The sequence below is a fragment of the Nocardia jiangxiensis NBRC 101359 genome (assembly GCF_000308615.1).
Lineage (GTDB): Bacteria > Actinomycetota > Actinomycetes > Mycobacteriales > Mycobacteriaceae > Nocardia > Nocardia jiangxiensis.
The window spans coordinates 59,924-79,523 of record NZ_BAGB01000037.1 but is presented as its reverse complement, the minus strand read 5'-3'; the positions used below and the strand labels follow the sequence as shown (position 1 = coordinate 79,523).

Sequence of the window (19,600 nt, the reverse complement as noted above, 5' to 3'; positions counted from 1 at the left end):
GCGGACGTCAACCAGGCCATCCTCGAACTCGCCGAACGTCTCAGAGCCGATTTCGACGACCTGACCAGCGAGCTGACCTCGATGTTCATCGAGGTCATCCCCGAGTTTCGCCACGACGACGAAGTCCGGCGGCTGATGATCGCCAGCACCGCCTCCAACCTCGCCGCCATCCTCGACATGCTGGCCCTGAGCATCTCCCGTGACGACATCACCGTGCCGCCCGCCGCCGCCGAATACGCCCGCCGCTTCGCGCAACAAGGATTGTCGCTGGAAGCCCTGTTGCGCGCCTACCGGCTGGGCGATCACTGGTTCACCCAGCGCACCATCGCCGACCTGCGCGCGCACGGCGTCGCGCCCGCACTCGCGCTCGAAACCACAAGTCGCAGTGCCGGTCTGGTCAACAGCTACATCGATCAGGTCATCGAAGGCATCATCGACATCTACGAAAGCGAACGTCGCCGCTGGGACGCCCGTTCGGAAACCGCACGCGCGGCACAGATCCGCGCGGTACTCGACACCGACAACCTCGACCTGACCGACGCGGAACAGATGCTGGGGACATCACTTCGCGGCTGGCACCTGGCCGCGATCGTCTGGATCCGCACGCCCACCGCCGCAACCGACCTACTCCAGGTCGGTACCACCATGCTCACCACCGCCACCGGCAAACAACCTCTCACCGCCCTGATCGACGAGCGACACTGCTGGGCCTGGATCTCCTCGGCCGGCAAGCCGGTCCTGGACGAAGATCGCCTGCTGCGAGACCTCGTGCGGCGCAAGAATATCCACATCGCAGTCGGTGAACTCGGATCGGGCCTCGACGGATTCCGGCAGACGTTCCGCGATGCCCAACGCGCCCGCAACCTCGCCCTGCTCTCCGAGCCCGCCCCGCCACTGACACTGCACTCGCGGGTGGCCCTGGCCAGCCTCCTCGTCGATCACCTGGCCGACGCCCGAGCCTGGGTGCGACGAGTACTGGGCGACCTCATGCGAGACGACGAGGCAACCACTCGCCTACGCGAAACCGTCCAGACCTATCTCGACACGCGCGGCAGCCTCACCGACGCCGCCGCCCGCATGCACGTCCACAAGAACACCGTCCACTACCGCATCCGCCGCGCCGAAGAAGTCCTGGGCCACCCGTTGACGGTCAACCGCCTCGAGACCGAAGCCGCGTTGATGATCGCGCGGCAACTCGGGATGATCGGCTGACGAACTCAGACCACGACCTGGTCGTGCTCACGATCGGTGTGGTGGCCGGCGGGGGCGGGCCGGCCGAGCATGGTGGCAGCGGCCTCGCACCAGTACTCGAGCAATGCCGAATCACCGTGGCCGCGGCGGATCGGAGCACTGAAGGCCAAACCTCGGGCGACCTCGACCGTCAGCATCGACACCTTCGGATAGTCCGGGTGGGCGGCCAGTTCCGCACCGAACAATTCGGCCAGCTGTTCACGCAACCGGGCACCGATGCGCTCGACGACCGGAACCAAGGTCTCGCGCAGCCTCGGATCGGTCCGAGCCGCCGCCCACAGCTCCATCTCGGCCAGGAAGTCCGGTCCCGAGAACAGTTCGCGCACCGTGGTGATGGCGGCGGTCAAGCGGTCCTCGGGAGGGTCGACACGAAATGTCGTGATCATCTCCTCGACTAGCCCAAGTGGACTAGTTTTGTCGAACGGGTCACTTCCGGTATCGAGGCGAGGCCCGGGGAGCGAAAGGGCGAGCAGTTGGCCAGCAGCACCGATTCGAATACCCGAACGAGCGGAACCACTTCCGGCACACCGGAGTTGCTCCGGGACTTCGTGACCCGGTGGGCGGCCGAACGGCCCGGCGAGGTCGCGATCGACTACCTCGACCAGCGCTGGACCTGGGCGCAGTGGAACGACCGCATCGACCGCACCACCCGCGCGCCGGCTGCCGCCGGGATCGGCCGCGGTGACCGGATCGGGTTTCTGGACAAGAATCATCCGGCCGGGCTGGAGCTACTGTTCGCGGCCGCCACACTCGGCGCCGGTGTCGCCATCTTCAACTGGCGTCTGACGGACGAGGAGCAGGCCTACCTGTTCGACGACAGCGAAGTGCGAATTCTGTTCTGCGGCCGTGACTTTCGCGAATCGTCCGAGAATGCGCGGGGCGCGGCGCACCGATTGGAGCGCGTCATCACCATCGACGGCCCCGAGTACGAGGACTTCCTGACCGCCAATCTGGATGACGAGTTCGACACGGCGGGAACGGAATCCGATATCGCCCTGGTGATCTACAGTTCCGGAACCACCGGCCGCCCCAAGGGCGTCCTACTCGGCAAGCGGGCGCTCGTCGCCCACACCGTATGTGTCGGAACCAAATTCCCGTTCACCGACGGTGACCGGAACCTGGTCGCAATGCCGATGTTCCATGTCGGCGGGGTGTGTTACGCATTGTTCGGGACCTCGGTCCGCTCGGACTCGACGCCGGATCGAATCCCACTGAGCCAGGGCCGTGCGCAAGGTCGCGACGAGCGGAAGGGGTTGATCCATCATCGGATGGTGGCCCGCCTCGGCCAATTCGACGACCGTCGCAGGGCGGTCGAACAGCCCCGCTATCTCCGATGCCCTCTCCCGGCTCACCAACCCGCGTTCACAACGGATGTAAATCACCGGGGTCTCTCCGGTCCGGAGTGGTTCGAGGGGTGGGATCCGCCCGTGTTCGAGACGCTTGCGCAACATGTCGGGATCGAACTTCCAGACCCATCCGTCATCGGTTTTCCGCACCGATTCCGCCGCGACGTGTCGCGCGATGTAAGGAAGCAGCGTGTCCTGTTCCGGCACAGTGCGAAACCGGCCGCAGATCTCCTCCTCGCTCGGGTACGTCTTCGCCGTACGACGCAACTGCCAGGCGATGGCCTCCTCGGACGGCTCTTGAAACGGCGAATCGATGATGATCAGGCCCGCGACCGATTCGCGATGCCGGGCACCGACCACACCGGCCACCCTCCCGCCCATACTGTGCCCGACGATATACGGCTGTCCATCGATGCCCGCGGCCTCGGCCGCCGCCATCACCTCGTCGGCCCAACCCTCCATCGGGTACCGGGATCGCGTGGCGCTGTCACCGTGCCCGGACAAATCCAGCGCCACCACGCGATGAGTCGTCGCAAGCAGCGGAGCAATATGGTCCCACCAGCCCGAGTGCGCCGACCCGCCATGCACCAGAACCACACCGGGCGTTCCGGTCCGTCCCCAGCAGCGCAGATGAATCGCAGCCCCGTCGACCTCGACCTCGCGATGTTCGGGCAACTCCGCGACAGCCCCGGCGAACCAATCCGGAACCGCGACAACCGACTCCGCCGCCACCGCCATCGTCTCTCCTTCGTCGCGGACCTACTCCACGGACCATATAGCCGACCGGCGGCGCCACGATCACCGCCCGGGGCGCACATCTGGGGCAGCTATCTACTTCGTGGCTCGACGGCAATCGTCCGCCTCGATACATCACCGACATTGTCGAAGTAGGGACACCGCCGTTCTCGCACGAATTTTCGCCACGCTGATCGTCAGTGCCGCAACGCCAGCCACCGACCGCGCTTCAGTTGCCCTGCACAGCCACTCGGTGGAGTTAGGCCGGGTGATCGCAGCAAGCGTCGCTCGGTCGAAGCCCACTCCTGGTCGGGCACCGATCCGGTCAGGCGGTGGCGCGCAGGCTGTTCAGTGCGCGGATCGCGTCCGAGAGCGGGATCATCCGGCCGGGTTGCTCGGCGGCCAAGCCCATTTCGATGAACTGGCGAATCAGCATCGACGCGGTGATGCCCTGCTCAGCGGCGTTGTCGCGGACTCGGTCGCGCATGTCCTTGGGCATTTTCAGCGAGGTGGTGACCATGCCTTCCTCGAGCTCGGCCGATGTCGGCGGCAATGCCGGTGTATCGGCGTCGTCGCGGTAGGTCAGCGAGTCGAGAAACTCCTGCGGGTCCTGACCGGGCTGCGGTTGGTAGTTGTCGGTCATCGGTCTGCCTCCCATGCAGTGAACTCCTCGAGCTGGCGAGGTCCCATCGGCGCCGCCAGAAGGATCTGCCACCCGCCGGGTACGAGAGGCAGTTGACGCAGAACCACCACCAGCGGACGGCCCTCGTCGGTCCGGCCCCACACGGTGAGAACCGGTAACCCGTCCTTCGTGGTCGCCGACCGCGGCCACCGTCGGGGCGAGTACAAAACCTCGATCACTTCCCACTTCGCGACGTGGGCATTGTCGAGGAAGGAGCGAGCTCCGACCCACCATTGGTACTCCACGCAGCAACTATAATACCAAGGTATTATCCCAGATGGCGCTGCCGAATGAACTCGCCCCGCCTGCACGGGCACGGCGCGCGCGGGCAATCTCTCCAGCAGAGCCTGCCACAGCTCGGTGATGCGATTGCCGAATGGTAACTATTCCGGATCTTTGTGGGGTTCGTTGTGCGTGGGGTTCTACTGTTTTCGGGTCATGTGTTATCAGGTCAACGAGAACCGAGGTAACCGAGATGGCAGCGAAATTCGAGATGTACAAGGACAAGGCCGACAAGTATCGGTTTCGGCTCAAGGCCGCCAACGGTGAAGTGATCGCCGTCGGCGAGGCGTACGAGAGCAAGGCCGCGTGCAAGAACGGGATCGAATCGATCAAGAAGAATGCTCCGGCCGCCGAGATCGTCGACCGAACCATGGCAGGGGTCTGAAAAGGCTCCCGTCCCGCCGGGATTCGAGACATCCCGGCGGGACGGACTCCCGATAGCGAACCGGCACTGAACCAGCCGAGCTGAATTCCCTGCGCGCCTGGAGATCTGCCAACGCAGCTGACCCGCACTCCGGGTAGCCACGCCGCGATGCGGTCAATGCCTGTGCACCGCCGCGACCGGGTCCATGCTGTCAACGGACGTGCGCCCCCTGGGGAGGAGTGGAAAATGCGGAGCAGGTTTTTCGCGGTGTGGTACAGCATGCTCATGAGTGGTGCCGAACCGACCCTGGTTCGGCCGGTACGGGCCGGGCTGCTGTCGTCCGCACGCGGGAACCTGCTGATCGTCGGGCTGGGGCCCGGCCATGACCTGCGCTACCTGCCTGCGGCGGTCACCGCGGTGACCGCCGTCGAGCCGAACCCGGTAATGCGGACCGTGGCCGCGCGCCGCGCGCGCAAGCTCGGTGTCGAACTCGACCTGATCGACGGCGTCGCCGAAGCGCTGCCGTTCGCGGACTGCGCGTTCGACACTGTGGTGTCACCATTTCTGCTGTGCAGCGTCGGCGACGTCGCGGCCGCTCTCGCCGAACTCCGCAGAGTGCTGCGGCCGGACGGTGAACTGCTCGTGCTCGAGCACATCCGCGCCGCCGACGGCACCCTGCTGGGCCGTCTGCAAGACCTGACCGAGTCGCCCTGGCACGCACTCGCCGACGGTTGTCACCCCAACCGGCGAACCAACACCGCCCTGGCCGCCGCCGGATTCGACGTCTCCGGCCTCGCCACCGGAACCTTCCCACTCCCCACCCACATCTCGCGCTATCTGGTCGGCCGAGCCCCTGTCGCGCCCCACCCGACCAACTCTGCCGACACGGGCCGCGTGGTCCGCTGATCGGCCGGGCCGAGATGCCCGATGTCGTTCAGGCCGAACGCGACTCCGCAGCCGGACGCGTCGCCGCCGGACGACGGCCGAACTCCAGCACACCGTCCTCGATCGCGCCCTTGCGCAGCAGTTTGCGGTCGCGGAAATAGTTGTTGATCACCTGCCACGGACCGCGCGTGCCCTGCCGCGGCATCACCGCATCACCGCGCTGGATATATCCCGAAGTCAGTGCGCCGCCCATCATCGAATGCTCCGAGCGATCGCCCTCGCGCGGAACCGCCACCACCGTCGAATAGCCGTGGGACCGCATATGATTCAGCAAACGGCAGAAGTACTCGGCGGCCAGATCGGCCTTCAGCGTCCAGGACGCGTTGGTGTAGCCGAGCACGATCATCGCGTTCGGCACACCGCCCAGCAATGCGCCCTTGTAGGCCACCAGATCCCGCGTCTGCACCGGCTCACCGTCGATCACCACCTGCGCCCCGCCGAGTATCTGCACCGTCAAGCCCGTGGCACTGATGACGATGTCCGCCTCGAGCTCCTCCCCCGACTCGAGCCGGATACCGGTCTCGGTGAAGGTCTCGATCCGATCGGTGGCGATCGAGGCACTGCCCTCGCGCAGCACCTTGAACAGATCTCCGTTGGGGACCACACACAGCCGCTGATCCCACGGGTCGTACTTCGGGCTGAAGTGGCGCATGTCGATTCCGGAGCCGACCTGCATCCGCACCGCGCTCAACAGCAGTTTGCGGGACAACTTCGGATTCGTGCGCGAAAGCTGGAAACTCGCGCGCTGCAACGCGATGTTGCGCGCCCGCCCGATCCGGTAGGCGATCGCGTCGGGCACCTTCGCCGCCTTGAATCCGACCGCCACCGGATCCTCCGCCGGAAGGGCGGTGATGTACGTGGGTGAACGCTGCAGCATCGTCACGTGCGCCGCGTCGCGGCTCATCGCGGGAATCAGGGTGATCGCGGTCGCGCCGCTACCGATCACCACGACTCGCTTGCCGCGGTAGTCCAGATCCTCCGGCCAGTGCTGGGGATGCACGATCGGCCCGCGGAACTTCTCCTCGCCCGGAAAGTCCGGCCGGTAGCCCTTGTCGTAGTCGTAGTAACCGGTGCACCCGACCAGAAAGTTGCTCGTATAGGTCTCGGTCTCACCGGACTGCTCGTCGATCGCGGTGACCGTCCAGATCCCCGCCTCGCTCGACCAGCTCGCCTCGGTCATCCGCCGACCGAACCGGATGTGCTCGCTCACCCCGTACTCCGCGGCGGTATCGGCCACGTACTGCCGGATGTGCGGCCCATCGGCGAGCACCCTGGTCCCGTTCCAGGGCCGGAACCCGTACCCGAAGGTGTACATATCCGAATCCGACCGAATCCCCGGGTAGCGGAACAGATCCCACGTCCCGCCGATCGCCGTCCGCCGCTCCAGAATGACGTAACTGCGCCCCGTCCCCTCCCGGGTCAGATGGCAGGCCATCCCGATTCCCGAAAGACCCGCGCCGATGATCAGTACGTCGACATGCCGCGTCATTGAGGTATCCGTTCCGTGCGATCCCACCCGGACGTCCGTGACCGGGCACACCCGAAGGGTACCTGTTATCGACAGTAACGTCTAGATGGCCTCCGCTGCCTCTGCTCCGGGCTGTTCGAAAGTGGTTTGTTCCAGGGTTGGCGATGTCAGTTGGTTGGATTACATATACAGATGCGCATAGGGCGATATACCAATTGATTGATTACCAATTACACCTGTACCGATCGTGCACCGGATCCTCCGCCACGGGCTGGCGCTGCTGGAGGCCGCCCAACCTGACCCGACTCCGCGCCGCCTCCCCTATACCGCCTTCCTCCGAGACCGAAACTGCTTGCGGTCCAGGAACTTCGGTTGAACTCGACCTGTCCCCCGCGCCTGTGCGACACCTACCGGCGGACACATGTTTGAATGCGAATATCTGAGTACGAATGTTTTTTCGCAAACCGTTCGCATCGCCAGAGTCAAACCGTTCGCATCGCCAGAGTCTTCGAAAGGCGGCCGCGCGGCCCAGGCGAGTGGACGGCTCGCGTTTCGGAAACTGCACGTCGCGGTATCCGCTGTGTAGCGGTCTGGATCCGATCCCGATCGCCGGCCGGAAACCGTTCTCGGGCACGTGCTTTCGCAGTAACCTTGAGGGACGAGGTGATGCGGGTGGACATCGTTATCTTCGCCGGGTGTGCGATGGCCGTTCTGGTCGCCTGGTGTGTCGTCGCGTTGCGCATCACCGGGCGGATACCTCGTGTGCGCCTACATCGACATCGACGACCGGCTCGGCCCACTCCCCCGGCGCCACAGGATCAGCCCGCCGCGGTCATCGATATGCGGCTGAGCGTCGAATGGGCGTCGCCCAGACAGGTCTGGCCCGCGCTGACCGCCGAGAACATGTTGCTGGCCGCGCGGCTCGCCGGGCGGATGACGCCCGGCGAATACCGAGCCCGGATGCTCGAACTCGCTCGCCGATGCGAACCCCGGCCGACCGCCGGGAGCGAATGACGCTCGTTATCCGCAGGTGAACCGGCATGTCGGGGACTTTCGTCCCGGTGCCGCGAGCCGCCCGGCCCTCCCCGGCCACCGCGGAACCGACAAAGCTGATCACAGCGAGCTGTTTTCCGTACCCATCGACGACACATTCAGGACCGAGGTTGAACAGCATTCCTGTCGCACGACTGCATACCGGGCCGACCGTTCCCGAAACCCGCCCACCGATCTGGCCCGCACTTGCGGTCGCTGCCGTAATGTTCGCGGCAGCAGCGGCCTGCCTACCTCGGTTCCCCGGCTGGGCATCCGACTACGGCGCCATTTTGGTTTACTGGGCATTGTCCCTTCATCTGATCATCGCGATCGGCTTGGTCAGATGGGCTGTGCGAACCAGATGGACGGATTATCGTAGCCAAAAGCCCCGGACGGAGAACGGATATCGCCGATGATCAAGGTGTTCCTGGTCGACGACCACGAAATCGTGCGTCGCGGCCTGGTCGACCTGCTCGGGGAGGACCCCGAGCTGACCGTCGTAGGCGAGGCGGGCGACGTGGCGCAAGCAATGGCGCGCATCCCCTCGCTGCGCCCAGACGTGGCTGTGCTGGACGTGCGCCTACCCGACGGGAACGGCATCGAACTGTGCCGTGATCTACTTTCCAGGATGGACGGCCTGCGCTGTCTCATCCTGACCTCCTACACCGACGAGCAGGCCATGATGGATGCGATCCTCGCCGGGGCCAGCGGTTATGTCGTGAAGGACATCAAGGGGATGGAGCTGGCCCGCGCGATCAAGGAGGTCGGGTCGGGCAGGTCCCTGCTGGACAACCGAGCCGCGGCAGCCCTGATGACGCGCCTGCGCGAGGGCGCAGACGGCCCGCTGGCCGTGTTGACCGAGCAGGAGCGCAAACTTCTGGAGCTGCTCGGCGAGGGGTTGACCAACCGGCAGATCGCCGAGCGCATGTTCCTGGCGGAGAAGACCATCAAGAACTACGTCTCGCGGCTGCTGGCCAAGCTGGGCTTCGAACGGCGGACGCAGGCCGCGGTGTACGCGTCCAAACTCCGCACGGGACAACATAATCCCTTCTGACGCTCAGCACGGGCCGCGCAGCGCGACGCCGCTGACGATCGTCGGCTCGATGGCCACGAGGGTGTCTCCGACCCGATCCAGGCGTGATCGCAACATCGGCTCGTACCGCGCGATCAAGTCCGGGTCGGTGATCGGATGCGCCGGACCGGTCACGACCACGGCCCACCCGGTCTCTCCGCGTGGGTCGAGGTCGTCTGCCTCGTAGGCGACCACGACACGGTCGTGGTCGCCGTACACAGCGGCCGTGCGGCAGTTCAGGCGGACGAGCACGATGATCCGGTCGTCCTGCACGATATGGCGCACCGGACGAATCGCGGGCAGCGCGTCGCGTGTGAAAACCACGCGCCCGCACGGCGCTCGACCCAGCAACTGCATGACCTCGGTGCGATCGAGGTCGACGACGGTGCCGTAAGTCGAAGGACCCCCGCTCGTGGGTTCCGGCTCAGCACCAGCGGGGCTCGGCTCGGTCCACACGTCGCGACCGTCTCCTTCCCTGACATCTGCTGTTTCGTTACCGTGTCGTGCTCCATCCGATCACCACAGCCGGTGCGTTCGACAGAGAACAAGGTCCTCAGCAGCCGATCACCCGGGCACCAGGGGGTCGAATACACCGATCCGGGCGTATGATTTTCGGGCCCGAGCGTGAAACCGCCGACCGTCAGGATTGCCGATATGGCCGATCTGCCGGACGGGGCAGCGCGAACAGCGACGCCGCCCCGGTCCGAAGCCTCGATGGGTTCCGGACATGCGTCCGGATCTGGACCGTATTCGATCCGTGATGCTCTCTCTCAGTTACGGCTGCGAGAGCTGCTCGCCGAGGTGAGGGAGCGTGTGGACGAGGTCATCGATGTCCGCGACCGGATGGACGAACTGATCGAGGCGATCCTCGCGATCACCTCCGGACTCGACCTGGACGACACGCTGCACACCATCGTGCGCACCGCGGTCAGCCTGGTGGACGCGAGTTACGGTGCGCTCGGCGTGTACGGCCCGGATCGGCATCTGGACAAATTCGTCCATCAGGGCATCGATGCCGCGACGCTCGAGCGGATCGGCGTCCTGCCCCAGTGGCGCGGGCTGCTCGGCCTGATGTGTGATGATCCGCGCACCGTGCGTCTGAGCGAGATCGCCGAACATCCCGCCGCGGTCGGCTTCCCAGCGAACCATCCGCCGATGCGGTCGTTTCTCGGTGTGCCCGTTCGGATTCGGGACGATGCCCTGGGCGGGCTGTACCTGGCCGAGAAGTCCGGCGGACAGTCGTTCACCGATGACGACGGGGTCATCGTCGAGGCATTGGCCGCCGCGGCCGGGATCGCGATCGACAACGCCCGCCTCTACGAATCGGTCCGCGCCCGCCAGGACTGGACCGCGGCGACCCGCGACATCACCACCGAATTCCTGGCGGGCGCCCCCACGACAGAGGTTCTGGCGCACCTCACCGACCGGGCTCTGCGGCTGACCGGCTCCGAGTGGGCGTGGCTGGCGCTCGCACCGGATCCGGACGATCCGGACGCGACCTCCGATGAGCTCGAGATCACCGAATGGTCCGGTCCCACAGTACGATTCGGACCCGGACACGCACTGAGCATCGCTGACACCGCGGTTGGCACGGTCCTGCGCCAGCGCCGGTCCGCGACGTTCGACAACGCCGAATCCTGTGGTCTGGCCGGGCTCGTCCCCGACACCGGTCCCGTCCTCATCGCGCCGCTGCACACACCGGATACCCGGATCGGGGTACTGGTGCTCTTGCGAGCCACCGGATCGGCACAGTATTCGGCCGAAGTCACGGATCTGGTCACCGGATTCACCGATCAGGCGGCGATGGCGATGCAGCTGGCGCGAGCACAACGGCGCATGCAGGTGATCGACATCCTCACCGATCGCGACCGGATCGCGCAGGATCTGCACGATCACGTCATCCAGCAGTTGTTCGCCATCGGCCTGACCCTGCAGGGCACCATTCCTCGCACGACATCGAGCCAGGTGCGCGACCGGCTCACCGGCGTGGTCAACGATCTGCAGGATGTGGTGCAGGAGATCCGCACCTCCATCTTCGAACTACACGGCGGCGACCGGCGTGGGGCACAACTGCGCGAACGCCTCGAGTGGGCGATCCGGCAGCAGTGCGCGCACCGGGAGGTGCGGTCCGCGCTGCGGGTCGACGGGCCGCTGTCGGTGATCGAACCCGAACTCGCCGAACACGCGGAAACCGTTGTGCGCGAGGCAGTTGCCGCGGCCTTGCGGCGTTCGGGCACCACGTATGTGGAGATCGCGGTCGGCGTCGCGAACGATCTCACGGTGCTGGTCACCGACGACGGCGCACCGAATCCGCGCGATCCGTTCTCCTCCGGATCGGCGGATCTGCGTCGGCGCGCCGAGCGGTCCGGCGGCCGGTTCACCGTCGGCCCGGCCGCTCCGACGAAGACGGGCACCCGGCTGTTCTGGTCCGCTCCCCTGCACTGACACACCGGATCGATGGTTCCGTAGAAAATTTCGTCCCAAATAAACATAGGTAGCCTATATAGGCATGTGATACACACGACATATGAGCACGCCGCACCCCGATGAGGACCTGGGCGAGATGGCCTCGACCTTGATCGAGGTGTCCGCGATGCTGGTGCGGCAGTTGCCGAGTCGGCAGCAGATCAGCCTGACGACGATCTCCACCCTCGGCCGGCTGGATCGACAGGGCGCACATCGGCTCACCGCGCTGGCCGCCGCTGAGGGTGTCGCCCAGCCGTCGATGACCCAGCTGGTGCACAAACTCGAGGCAGGCGGGCTGGTCGAGCGCCGACCCGATCCGCAGGACGGGCGCGGATGCCTCGTCGAGGTCACCGAGGCCGGTCGCCGGATCCTCGCCGAGCGGCGGCGCGAACGCCGCGACTGGCTCGCCGAGCGCCTGGCCGCGCTCCCCGACCGGGAGCGCGCGGAATTGGATGCGGCGATGCGGACCGCGCTGCCCATCGTGCGCCGGGCGGTACAACCCGGCGACGTGTTCGACAAGTAAGTGCGGCAGGGGCTTTCGGGAAAACCCCTGCCGGAGTTCGACGGACGGAACAGATCGATGGCTATCGAAGAACTGACCCGAGCCGCGGGCGAGGGGCCCGGGGGCCGCAGCACCTGGATCGGTGTCGACCATCCCCGCTACAAGTGGGTGGCCCTGACCAATACGACCCTCGGCATGCTCATCGCGACCGTCAACGCCTCGATCGTGCTGATCTCGCTACCGGGCATCTTCAACGGCATTCGCCTCGATCCACTGCAACCCGGCAACGTCAGCTACCTGCTGTGGGTGCTGATGGGGTACATGCTCGTCACCGCCGTGCTGGTCGTCGCGCTGGGGCGGCTCGGTGACATGTGGGGGCGGGTGCGCATCTACAACGCCGGATTCGGCATCTTCACCGTCACCTCGGTGCTGTTGTCGCTGGATCCGCTGCACGGTGCGGGCGGGGCGCTGTGGCTGATCGGCTGGCGGCTGGTCCAAGCCGTCGGCGGCGCGATGCTGATGGCCAACTCCGCGGCCATCCTCACCGACGCGTTCCCGGCACGTCAGCGTGGAATGGCGTTGGGCGTCAACATGGTTGCCGGTATCGCCGGATCGTTCGTCGGGCTGATCCTGGGCGGTGCGCTGGTGGCGTGGGACTGGCGCTCGGTGTTCTGGGTGAACGTGCCGATCGGCCTCATCGGCACCGTGTGGGCGTATCGCTCGCTGCACGAGACGGGTGTGCGCACCCCGGGACGAATGGACTGGTGGGGCAATCTCACCTTCGCGATCGGGCTCACCGCGCTGCTGGCCGGAATCACCTACGGCATCCAGCCCTACGGCGGACACACCATGGGCTGGACGAATCCGTGGGTGCTGGCCGGGCTGATCGGCGGCGCGGTGATGCTGGTGGTGTTCTGCATCGTGGAGATCAGGGTCGCCGAGCCGATGTTCCCGCTGCGGCTGTTCCGCAACGCCGAATTCGCCGGCGGTAACGCGGCCACGCTGCTGGGCGCGATCGCCCGGGGCGGACTGCAGTTCATGCTGATCATCTGGCTGCAGGGCATCTGGCTGCCGCTGCACGGATACGACTACGCGGACACACCGCTGTGGGCGGGAATCTATCTGCTGCCGCTGACGTGCGGATTCCTCGTCGCGGGACCGATCGCCGGACATCTGTCGGACCGGTTCGGCGCACGAGGGTTCGCCGCTTCGGGATTCGTGGTGATGGCGCTGTCCTTCGGCGGAATGCTGGCGCTGCCAACCGATTTCGCCTACTGGGTGTTCGCGCTGCTGGTGTTCGTCAACGGGCTGGGCAGCGGGCTGTTCGCCGCGCCGAACACCGCGATCATCATGTCCAACGTGCCGGCCGCGGCCCGGGGTGCGGCCTCCGGTATGCGCGCGACGTTCCAGAACGCGGGCATGGTGCTGTCGATGGGCGTGTTCTTCTCGCTGATGATCGCCGGGCTCGCCGGATCGATGCCGCACACGCTGTTCACCGGACTCACCGATCAGGGTGTGCCCGCCGCGGCGGCCCGATCGATCTCGACGCTGCCGCCGGTGGGTGTGCTGTTCGCGGCATTCCTGGGCTACAACCCGATCGAGCATCTGCTGGGACCGGACATTCTGCATAACCTGCCCGCGGCCAATGCCGCCACATTGACCGGACGGCAATTCTTCCCGCATCTGGTCTCGCAGCCGTTCCACGACGGGCTGGTCGTGGTGTTCTCCATGGCGATCGCGATGTCGGTGGTGGCGGCTGCCGCTTCGCTCGTGCGCAGCCGCGAGCCGGTTGCCGCCGTCACCGAAGGTGACGAGTACACCGAATCCCGCGACGTCGCCGAATTCTCCGCGACCGGCGACGGCAGTGTACCCGGCATCGGCGGACGAGTCAACGATGCGGACGGCCGCGCGGTGGCCGACGCGGCGCTCACCCTGATCGATCATCGCGGGCATCAGCACGGCCGCGCCTGTTCGCGCGCCGACGGCGGATTCGCACTGCTCTTGCCGCCGCCCGGACGGTACGTGTTGATCACCGCGGCGGATACCCGCAGGCCACATGCCACGCCGCTGTCCGTCGGCACGGAGCCGGTCGTGCACGATGTGGTGCTGGCCGGTGGTGCGAGTCTGTCCGGCCGGGTTCTGGCACCGGGCGACACCGCGGTGCCGCTGGCCACCATCGTGGTCATCGATGGCCGCGGCGAGGTCGTCGGGACCACCACGACCGATGTGCACGGCAACTATGCGGTTCCCGGGCTGTTCGCCGGGACGTTCACGCTCACCGCACACGCTCCCGGGTACCGGCCCACGGCCGCGCCGGTACTGGTGGGCGCCGAGGACATGGTGCGCTGCGATCTCGCGCTCGCCCATGCGGCCGCGATCTCCGGCACGGTCCGGCACGACCACAGCGACGTGCCCATCCCGGGTGCCCGCATCACGCTCCTGGCCGCCGACGGGACCGTGGTCGCCGCGACCGTCTCCGACGCGTCGGGCGGCTACACGCTCGCGGATCTGATCCCCGGCGACTACACACTGTGCGCCAGCGGGCATCTGCCGGTCTCGGCGGTGGTCACGCTCAACGGCCCGGGTGATCCGAAGCTCGACCTGCATTTCGATGTCCCGTCCCGGTGACGGACGGCTCTCCGAATACCGAAATACGTTCTCGCAGTGCGGAATTGCACCGAACGCAGTACGGCATCGATGGCAGAGTGGCGTCATGTGCCACATGGCGCGTCCAGGTCTCGGGCGGCGGGATCGGCTGATTCGAGACCGGTGCCGCCCTGACTCGCACAGCGACCCCGCTTCCTCCGCAGTTCGCTTGACATGCATAGTTCAACTACGAGACTATGCAGCTCAGCGGACGATACGGAGGTGTTCCCATGGAGTGGATCGGCGCGAAGTACGCCGACGGCCCGACAGCCGAGGTCGAGATCTGGATCGACGCCCCACCGCAGCGGGTCTGGGAGATCGTCTCCGACATCACGCTGATGCCGCAGTTCAGCGATGAACTCCAGGCCGCGACCTGGCTGGGCGAGGCGACCGGCCCGGCGGTCGGCAACACGTTCCTCGGCAGCAACAGCCATCCGGCACTCGGTGAATGGCAGACCACCTCGCACGTCGTGCAATGCGATGCGCCGAACACCTTCGCCTGGGCGGTGAACGATCCGGAGAACCCGACCGCCACATGGCGTTTCACCCTCGAGCCGCGAGACGGCGGCACCGCGCTGCGGGAGTGGATGCGGTTGGGTCCGGCCCGGTCGGGTCTGTCGCTGGCCATCGATCGGATGCCGGACAAGGAGGAGAAGATCGTGTTCGTCCGGATGCGTGAATTCGAATCGGCGATGACCGGCACGGTCGAGGCGATCAAGGCCCGGGTGGAACAGGCGCGATGAGAACCGCGACGACCGTCGAGATCTCCGGCAACAGCCGCGAGACCATGGATTTCGTCCTAGAGGCGGAGAAACTCGGCCTGGACGTGTGCTGGGTGGCCGAGGCGTGGGGATCCGACGCGCCGTCCGTGCTGGGTTATCTGGCGGCCCGCACCGATCGGATCACATTGGGCTCGGGCATCATTCAGCTCGGCACCCGCACTCCGGTGGCCATCGGGCAGGCGGCGCTGACGCTGGCCGATCTGTCCGGGGGACGATTCCTGCTCGGACTGGGCGCATCGGGACCCCAGGTCATCGAGGGATTGCACGGGGTGCGGTTCGATCACCCGCTGACCCGGATGCGCGAGACCGTGCAGATTCTGCGGCAGGTGTTCGCGGGTGAGAAGATCTCGTTCTCCGGCAAGCACTTCCGGATTCCGCTGCCCGGTGAGGCCCGTCCGATGCGACTGTCCAAGGCCGCGAATCCGGACATCCCGATCTACCTGGCCACCCTCTCCCCCAGAATGCTCGAACTGACCGGCGAGATCGCCGACGGCTGGCTCGGCACCAGCTTCGTTCCCGAGGGTGCGCACGCTTACTTCCGCCATCTCGACGCCGGACTCGCCGCCGCCGGACGCACCCGCGGCGATCTGGACATCTGCCAGGGCGCCGAGGTCGCGCTGTTCGACGACGCCGATCGACTGCACGCGCACATCGGCACCCGGAAGCTGGAACTCGCGTTCAGCATCGGCGGAATGGGCAGTGCGGGCACCAATTTCTACAACGCCGCCTACGGCCGCCAGGGCTGGTCGCAGGTCACCGGTGAGATCCGGGAGCGGTGGCAGGCCGGGGACCGCGAGGGCGCGGCCGGACTGGTCAGCGACGAGATGGTCCTGGCCACCACGCTGATCGGCACCGAGGAGATGGTGCGTGAACGGCTCCGCGTCTGGCGCGACGCGGGCGTGGACACCGTGCGCCTGTATCCCGCCGGGGACACCCTGCGCGACAAGCTCACCACCTTGGGCCGAGCGCTCGAACTGGTCGCCGAGGTGGGCTGAGCGATTGAGCGGCACCGGGTCTCAGCGCTCGGCCGAGCACAGCAGAGGGTTCAGCAGTGTGCCGCCTTCACATGTCACCCGTAGTCCGTGGCCGGGCGTACTGGATGACCGCGTAGTCGCCGCTGGTGCGCCAGGACGGGTCGGCGGCGTCGAGTTCGGCGGCGCGGCCGTCGGGCAGGCCCGTCGCGACATCGCATTTCAGGGTGCGCAGCGCGGTCACCGGGGAGGGGAAGTAGTCCGCCAGGTCGGCGAAGGGCGTGGTCGGCGGCCAGTAGCGATCGCCGACCAGGCGGCGGTAGTTCAGATCGCCCTTGAGGATCGTCATTGCGGCAGTGGACAGCTCGGCCGTCAGGTCGGCCGGTAGGTCGTGGTATGTCAGTGGGGCGCAGAAGAATTCGTGCGTGCGCGGGACGAGTCGATCCTCGCTCATCGCCTGCCACAGCCGCTGTCCGATGCGCTGTGCCTGCGGTTCGGCCGCCGTGCGCAGCAACCGCAGGACGGCCAGCAGATCGTGCAGGGTGGCGTCGGAGACGTAGTAGGGCTGCGGCTTCAGGTAGAGCACGATCCGGGCCGCCCGGCCCGTGCTGAGCAGGTGGTCGGCCAAGACCAGATCCGGTAGCAGTTCGCGACCGGCGTTGTCCGCGATCAGGCAGACCGTCGCATCGTTCGCGCCGTCCAGCGCCGACCACAACTGGGCGCTGTCGTCCGCCAGCAGACCGCTGCGGGTGCCCGGACCCGCGGTGAGCCGGAATCCGAGATCGGCCTGATTACCCCACAGGGCCGAGCGCAGCAGCGCGTCGCGGGCGGCGTCACCGGACGCGGTCGAGATGTCCGCCAGAGCCGCGAGTTCGGCGGCGACCTGCGGGGTGTCCAGTTCGGCGTACTTCTTGGGCGCGAACGGATCGACCCCGGCCCATGCCCCGGGCCCGAAATAGCCGACCGCCTCGAGCAGGCGGCGGTAGAAATAACTCTCCGCCCACAGGAACGAGGCCTCACGCCATGGACGCCCCCACAGATCCCGGCCCCAGGCCAGCCAGTGCGGCAGATCGGGCGCGGCGGTGTGGAGCTGTTCGATCATCCCGTCGCGACTCTCGTCCAGCAGGCGAAGCAGGGCCGCACGCTGGGCGGGATCGTACGGGTGGCCCGCGATGACCTGATCGATCAGGACGGGGTGTCGGTCGTGGAACACGCTGTGCGGGAACGTGCCCGGGACTCCGGCGAGAATCGGCGGCGCGGCGGTCATGCTCCGATCCTGTCGTATCGACGCGAGTGTCGCGAAGGCGGCCCTAGGACAACGTCGATCCGATGGCTACTGATCAGCACACTCAAGCCTCCCAACTCTCCTGCCCGAGTCTCCCGAACCTGGATGCTGGGCTGGATGATGGCGGGGAAATCTACGCGCAGCATCATTCCTTGCGCAGGATGATCCGATGATCTCCGAAAGTTACTGAGGACAAGCAGAATTGGTCTTCGAAGAGATCGCGCCGAATCCCTGCGACGCAGGTGATCCGGCGCGGAAGCGGGCCGCGGGGGCAATCGCGGCCCGCCTTCTCGAGCTGCCTCGTTCATCGAGACACCCGCGAGCTTAGCGAGCCTTCAGCTATTTCGTGGCGTTTCGCGGGTTCCCGCCCTGCCGACCCGGGCGAGCGACCGATCCAGCACGGTGACCACGAGCAGCACACCCGAGATGACCAGGACGAACAGGCCCAGATCGTGCAGTCCGGCGGTATTCGCGGTCGCGGGGAAGAATGCGCCGTTGGCACTGGAGGCGATGAGCGCGCCGAGATACATGAACGTCCGCAGCAATCCTGCCGAGGAACCCATCCGGGTCGGATCGGCCTGGTGGTACACCGCGTTCTGGTTGGCCAGGGCGAGCAATCCCTGTGGCACGCCGACCACCAGCGCGAGCCCGAGCAGCAGCCACATCGCGGTCGAACCGTGCGTCATCAGCAACAGCGCACCGCTGATCAACTGGACGACCGCCCCGACGATGAGCTTGCCGCGAATCCGCGGGCGACGACCGGTCGTGGTCGAGACCACGATCGCGGTCACGAAGGTGGGCAGCAGCACCAGCCCGGCCGCCGAGGCGCTCAGGCCGCGGCCGTCCTCCAGCCACTGCGTGAATCCGTAGAGATAGCAGTAGGTGACCGTGGCCGCCAGAACCGATCGCGCATAGGTGGCGACCAGCGGGATATTGCCGCCGAGCACGCGCAGATCGATGAACGGTTCGGCGGTCCGCAACGACCGCACCACCAGCGCGACGGCACAGACACCGCTGATCGCGAGGAGATACAGGTTCGACAGGCGCGGGGTCATCACGAACAGCAGCAGCGAGACCAGCATGCCGGCGAAGGCCGCGATCCCGACGAAGTCGATCCGGGACAGCGACTTCGGATCGTCCTGCCGCACAGCCGCATTCGGGAACCGCAGCCAGCCCAGCACGAATCCCGCGACCGCCAGCGGAATGTTCACCGCCAGGGTGGTGCGCCAGCCGCCGATCCCGATCAGCACCCCGCCCAGGGACGGACCGATCACCGAGATCGTCTGATTCGCCACCGCCAGCAGGGTCAGGATGCCGCCGGGACTGTCCTTGCCACTGCGTTCGGATTCGCTGCGCAGCAGATACATGGCCGACGGATAGCCCGCGCAGGTGCCGAAGCCCAGGATCACCCGAGCGAGGATCAGCACACCCAGATTCGGTGCGAATGCGCCGAGCACACCGGCGATTCCGGTCAGCGCGGTACCGGCCAGGAACAGCCGTCGCGGACCGTACAGGTCCACCAGACGTCCCACGACCGGCTGTCCGACGGCCGTGGCCAGATACAGCGCGGAGATCAGCCAGGCCGTCTGCGCGGGAGGCGCACCGAAGGCGCGGCCGATCGGCACCAGCGATACCGCGATGATCGAGGAGTTGATCGGATTCAGGATCGACCCCAGGACCATCGGGGCGATCAGCTTGCGGTCGAATCCGTCGTCATCGCGGCGAATGCGGCGCAACGGCGCCGCCACACGTTCCATTACTGCGGTCAAGG

Annotated in this window: 18 protein-coding genes and 2 pseudogenes; 12 read left to right on the top strand and 8 right to left on the bottom strand. The window is 66.6% G+C overall.

The genetic code is table 11. The annotated features are described in order from the left end of the window. Positions 1-1,212 (top strand): PucR family transcriptional regulator (locus ON40_RS12380; RefSeq protein ID WP_306305384.1); only part of this gene is annotated, 1,212 nt, incomplete at its 5' end. 5 nt (positions 1,213-1,217) lie between these two features. Here the strand turns inward: ON40_RS12380 and ON40_RS12375 are convergent. Further along, on the bottom strand, positions 1,218-1,637 hold the full coding sequence (locus ON40_RS12375; RefSeq protein ID WP_051193019.1) for a hypothetical protein: 420 nt from the start codon (positions 1,635-1,637) through the stop codon (positions 1,218-1,220). A gap of 162 nt (positions 1,638-1,799) precedes the next feature. On the opposite strand from ON40_RS12375, the pseudogene ON40_RS56025 reads away from it, so the two are divergent. Continuing rightward, positions 1,800-2,366, top strand: a pseudogene (locus ON40_RS56025) (AMP-binding protein); the annotation flags it as partial. Here ON40_RS56025 and ON40_RS51800 read toward each other — a convergent pair. From ON40_RS51800 to ON40_RS53175, 3 genes are all read right to left on the bottom strand, one after another. After that, entirely contained in the window at positions 2,292-3,335 is a 1,044-nt protein-coding gene (locus ON40_RS51800; protein WP_306305383.1) for an alpha/beta fold hydrolase, read from the bottom strand. The pseudogene ON40_RS56025 and the gene ON40_RS51800 sit on opposite strands and share 75 nt — an antisense overlap. A gap of 322 nt (positions 3,336-3,657) precedes the next feature. Next, positions 3,658-3,975 (bottom strand): hypothetical protein, encoded by a 318-nt coding sequence (locus ON40_RS12365; protein ID WP_040821943.1) that lies wholly within the window; start codon positions 3,973-3,975, stop codon positions 3,658-3,660. Next, the gene (locus tag ON40_RS53175; protein WP_245567773.1) at positions 3,972-4,259 is read right to left on the bottom strand and encodes a hypothetical protein; all 288 of its coding nucleotides are present in this window, start codon (positions 4,257-4,259) and stop codon (positions 3,972-3,974) included. Before ON40_RS53175 ends, ON40_RS12365 begins: the two co-directional genes overlap by 4 nt. Before the next feature lie 230 nt (positions 4,260-4,489). Here ON40_RS53175 and ON40_RS12355 point away from each other — a divergent pair, with 230 nt between their 5' ends. Continuing rightward, entirely contained in the window at positions 4,490-4,681 is a 192-nt protein-coding gene (locus ON40_RS12355) for a YegP family protein (RefSeq protein ID WP_040821941.1), read from the top strand. Between the two features lie 264 nt (positions 4,682-4,945). Next, positions 4,946-5,566 (top strand): class I SAM-dependent methyltransferase, encoded by a 621-nt coding sequence (locus tag ON40_RS12350; protein ID WP_051193022.1) that lies wholly within the window; start codon positions 4,946-4,948, stop codon positions 5,564-5,566. Between the two features lie 28 nt (positions 5,567-5,594). Here the strand turns inward: ON40_RS12350 and ON40_RS12345 are convergent, their stop codons facing one another. Then, a complete protein-coding gene (locus tag ON40_RS12345) occupies positions 5,595-7,094 on the bottom strand; it encodes a flavin-containing monooxygenase (protein WP_040821981.1) in 1,500 nt (499 codons plus the stop codon). Positions 7,095-7,745: 651 nt separating this feature from the next. Here ON40_RS12345 and ON40_RS12340 point away from each other — a divergent pair. Both ON40_RS12340 and ON40_RS12335 read left to right on the top strand, forming a co-directional pair. Further along, entirely contained in the window at positions 7,746-8,087 is a 342-nt protein-coding gene (locus ON40_RS12340) for a hypothetical protein (protein WP_157186277.1), read from the top strand. 430 nt (positions 8,088-8,517) lie between these two features. Next, positions 8,518-9,159: a response regulator transcription factor gene (locus tag ON40_RS12335; RefSeq protein ID WP_040821938.1), complete on the top strand. Its 642-nt coding sequence runs from the start codon at positions 8,518-8,520 to the stop codon at positions 9,157-9,159. Positions 9,160-9,162: 3 nt separating this feature from the next. On the opposite strand, the gene ON40_RS12330 is transcribed toward ON40_RS12335, so the two are convergent. Next, positions 9,163-9,633, bottom strand: a complete 471-nt coding sequence (locus ON40_RS12330; protein ID WP_373281894.1) for a pyridoxamine 5'-phosphate oxidase family protein — start codon at positions 9,631-9,633, stop codon at positions 9,163-9,165. 357 nt (positions 9,634-9,990) lie between these two features. Between ON40_RS12330 and ON40_RS12325 the strand changes: the two genes are divergently transcribed. The 6 genes and pseudogenes from ON40_RS12325 to ON40_RS12305 all read left to right on the top strand — a co-directional run bounded on the left by ON40_RS12325 (position 9,991) and on the right by ON40_RS12305 (position 16,568). Continuing rightward, a complete protein-coding gene (locus ON40_RS12325; protein ID WP_306305382.1) occupies positions 9,991-11,622 on the top strand; it encodes a GAF domain-containing sensor histidine kinase in 1,632 nt (543 codons plus the stop codon). A gap of 82 nt (positions 11,623-11,704) precedes the next feature. Then, complete coding sequence (locus ON40_RS12320) at positions 11,705-12,166, top strand: MarR family winged helix-turn-helix transcriptional regulator (RefSeq protein ID WP_040821936.1); 462 nt, start codon at positions 11,705-11,707, stop codon at positions 12,164-12,166. Positions 12,167-12,223: 57 nt separating this feature from the next. After that, positions 12,224-13,915, top strand: a pseudogene (locus ON40_RS54500) (MFS transporter); the annotation flags it as partial. Continuing rightward, positions 13,892-14,773 (top strand): MSCRAMM family protein, encoded by an 882-nt coding sequence (locus ON40_RS54495; RefSeq protein ID WP_245567774.1) that lies wholly within the window; start codon positions 13,892-13,894, stop codon positions 14,771-14,773. The pseudogene ON40_RS54500 and the gene ON40_RS54495, both read left to right, overlap by 24 nt. Positions 14,774-15,021: 248 nt before the next feature. Then, a complete protein-coding gene (locus ON40_RS12310) occupies positions 15,022-15,534 on the top strand; it encodes an SRPBCC family protein (RefSeq protein WP_040821934.1) in 513 nt (170 codons plus the stop codon). After that, positions 15,531-16,568 carry an LLM class flavin-dependent oxidoreductase gene (locus ON40_RS12305; RefSeq protein WP_040821932.1) on the top strand — a complete coding sequence of 346 codons (1,038 nt, stop codon included), beginning with the start codon at positions 15,531-15,533 and terminating at the stop codon, positions 16,566-16,568. Before ON40_RS12310 ends, ON40_RS12305 begins: the two co-directional genes overlap by 4 nt. A gap of 67 nt (positions 16,569-16,635) precedes the next feature. Here the strand turns inward: ON40_RS12305 and ON40_RS12300 are convergent, their stop codons facing one another. Then, positions 16,636-17,811, bottom strand: a complete 1,176-nt coding sequence (locus ON40_RS12300; protein ID WP_040821930.1) for a damage-control phosphatase ARMT1 family protein — start codon at positions 17,809-17,811, stop codon at positions 16,636-16,638. Positions 17,812-18,164: 353 nt separating this feature from the next. Then, entirely contained in the window at positions 18,165-19,598 is a 1,434-nt protein-coding gene (locus tag ON40_RS12295) for an MFS transporter (protein WP_245567772.1), read from the bottom strand. Positions 19,599-19,600: the final 2 nt, after the last annotated feature.

What these genes read in the sequence shown, in the direction of transcription:
- ON40_RS12335 (WP_040821938.1), top strand. Translation starts at nt 8,518, where the DNA reads ATGATCAAGGTGTTCCTGGTCGACGACCACGAAATCGTGCGTCGCGGC.
- ON40_RS51800 (WP_306305383.1), bottom strand. Translation starts at nt 3,335, where the DNA reads ATGGCGGTGGCGGCGGAGTCGGTTGTCGCGGTTCCGGATTGGTTCGCC.
- ON40_RS12355 (WP_040821941.1), top strand. Translation starts at nt 4,490, where the DNA reads ATGGCAGCGAAATTCGAGATGTACAAGGACAAGGCCGACAAGTATCGG.
- ON40_RS12365 (WP_040821943.1), bottom strand. Translation starts at nt 3,975, where the DNA reads ATGACCGACAACTACCAACCGCAGCCCGGTCAGGACCCGCAGGAGTTT.
- ON40_RS12300 (WP_040821930.1), bottom strand. Translation starts at nt 17,811, where the DNA reads ATGACCGCCGCGCCGCCGATTCTCGCCGGAGTCCCGGGCACGTTCCCG.
- ON40_RS12350 (WP_051193022.1), top strand. Translation starts at nt 4,946, where the DNA reads ATGAGTGGTGCCGAACCGACCCTGGTTCGGCCGGTACGGGCCGGGCTG.
- ON40_RS12345 (WP_040821981.1), bottom strand. Translation starts at nt 7,094, where the DNA reads ATGACGCGGCATGTCGACGTACTGATCATCGGCGCGGGTCTTTCGGGA.
- ON40_RS12375 (WP_051193019.1), bottom strand. Translation starts at nt 1,637, where the DNA reads ATGATCACGACATTTCGTGTCGACCCTCCCGAGGACCGCTTGACCGCC.
- ON40_RS12305 (WP_040821932.1), top strand. Translation starts at nt 15,531, where the DNA reads ATGAGAACCGCGACGACCGTCGAGATCTCCGGCAACAGCCGCGAGACC.
- ON40_RS12320 (WP_040821936.1), top strand. Translation starts at nt 11,705, where the DNA reads ATGAGCACGCCGCACCCCGATGAGGACCTGGGCGAGATGGCCTCGACC.
- ON40_RS12310 (WP_040821934.1), top strand. Translation starts at nt 15,022, where the DNA reads ATGGAGTGGATCGGCGCGAAGTACGCCGACGGCCCGACAGCCGAGGTC.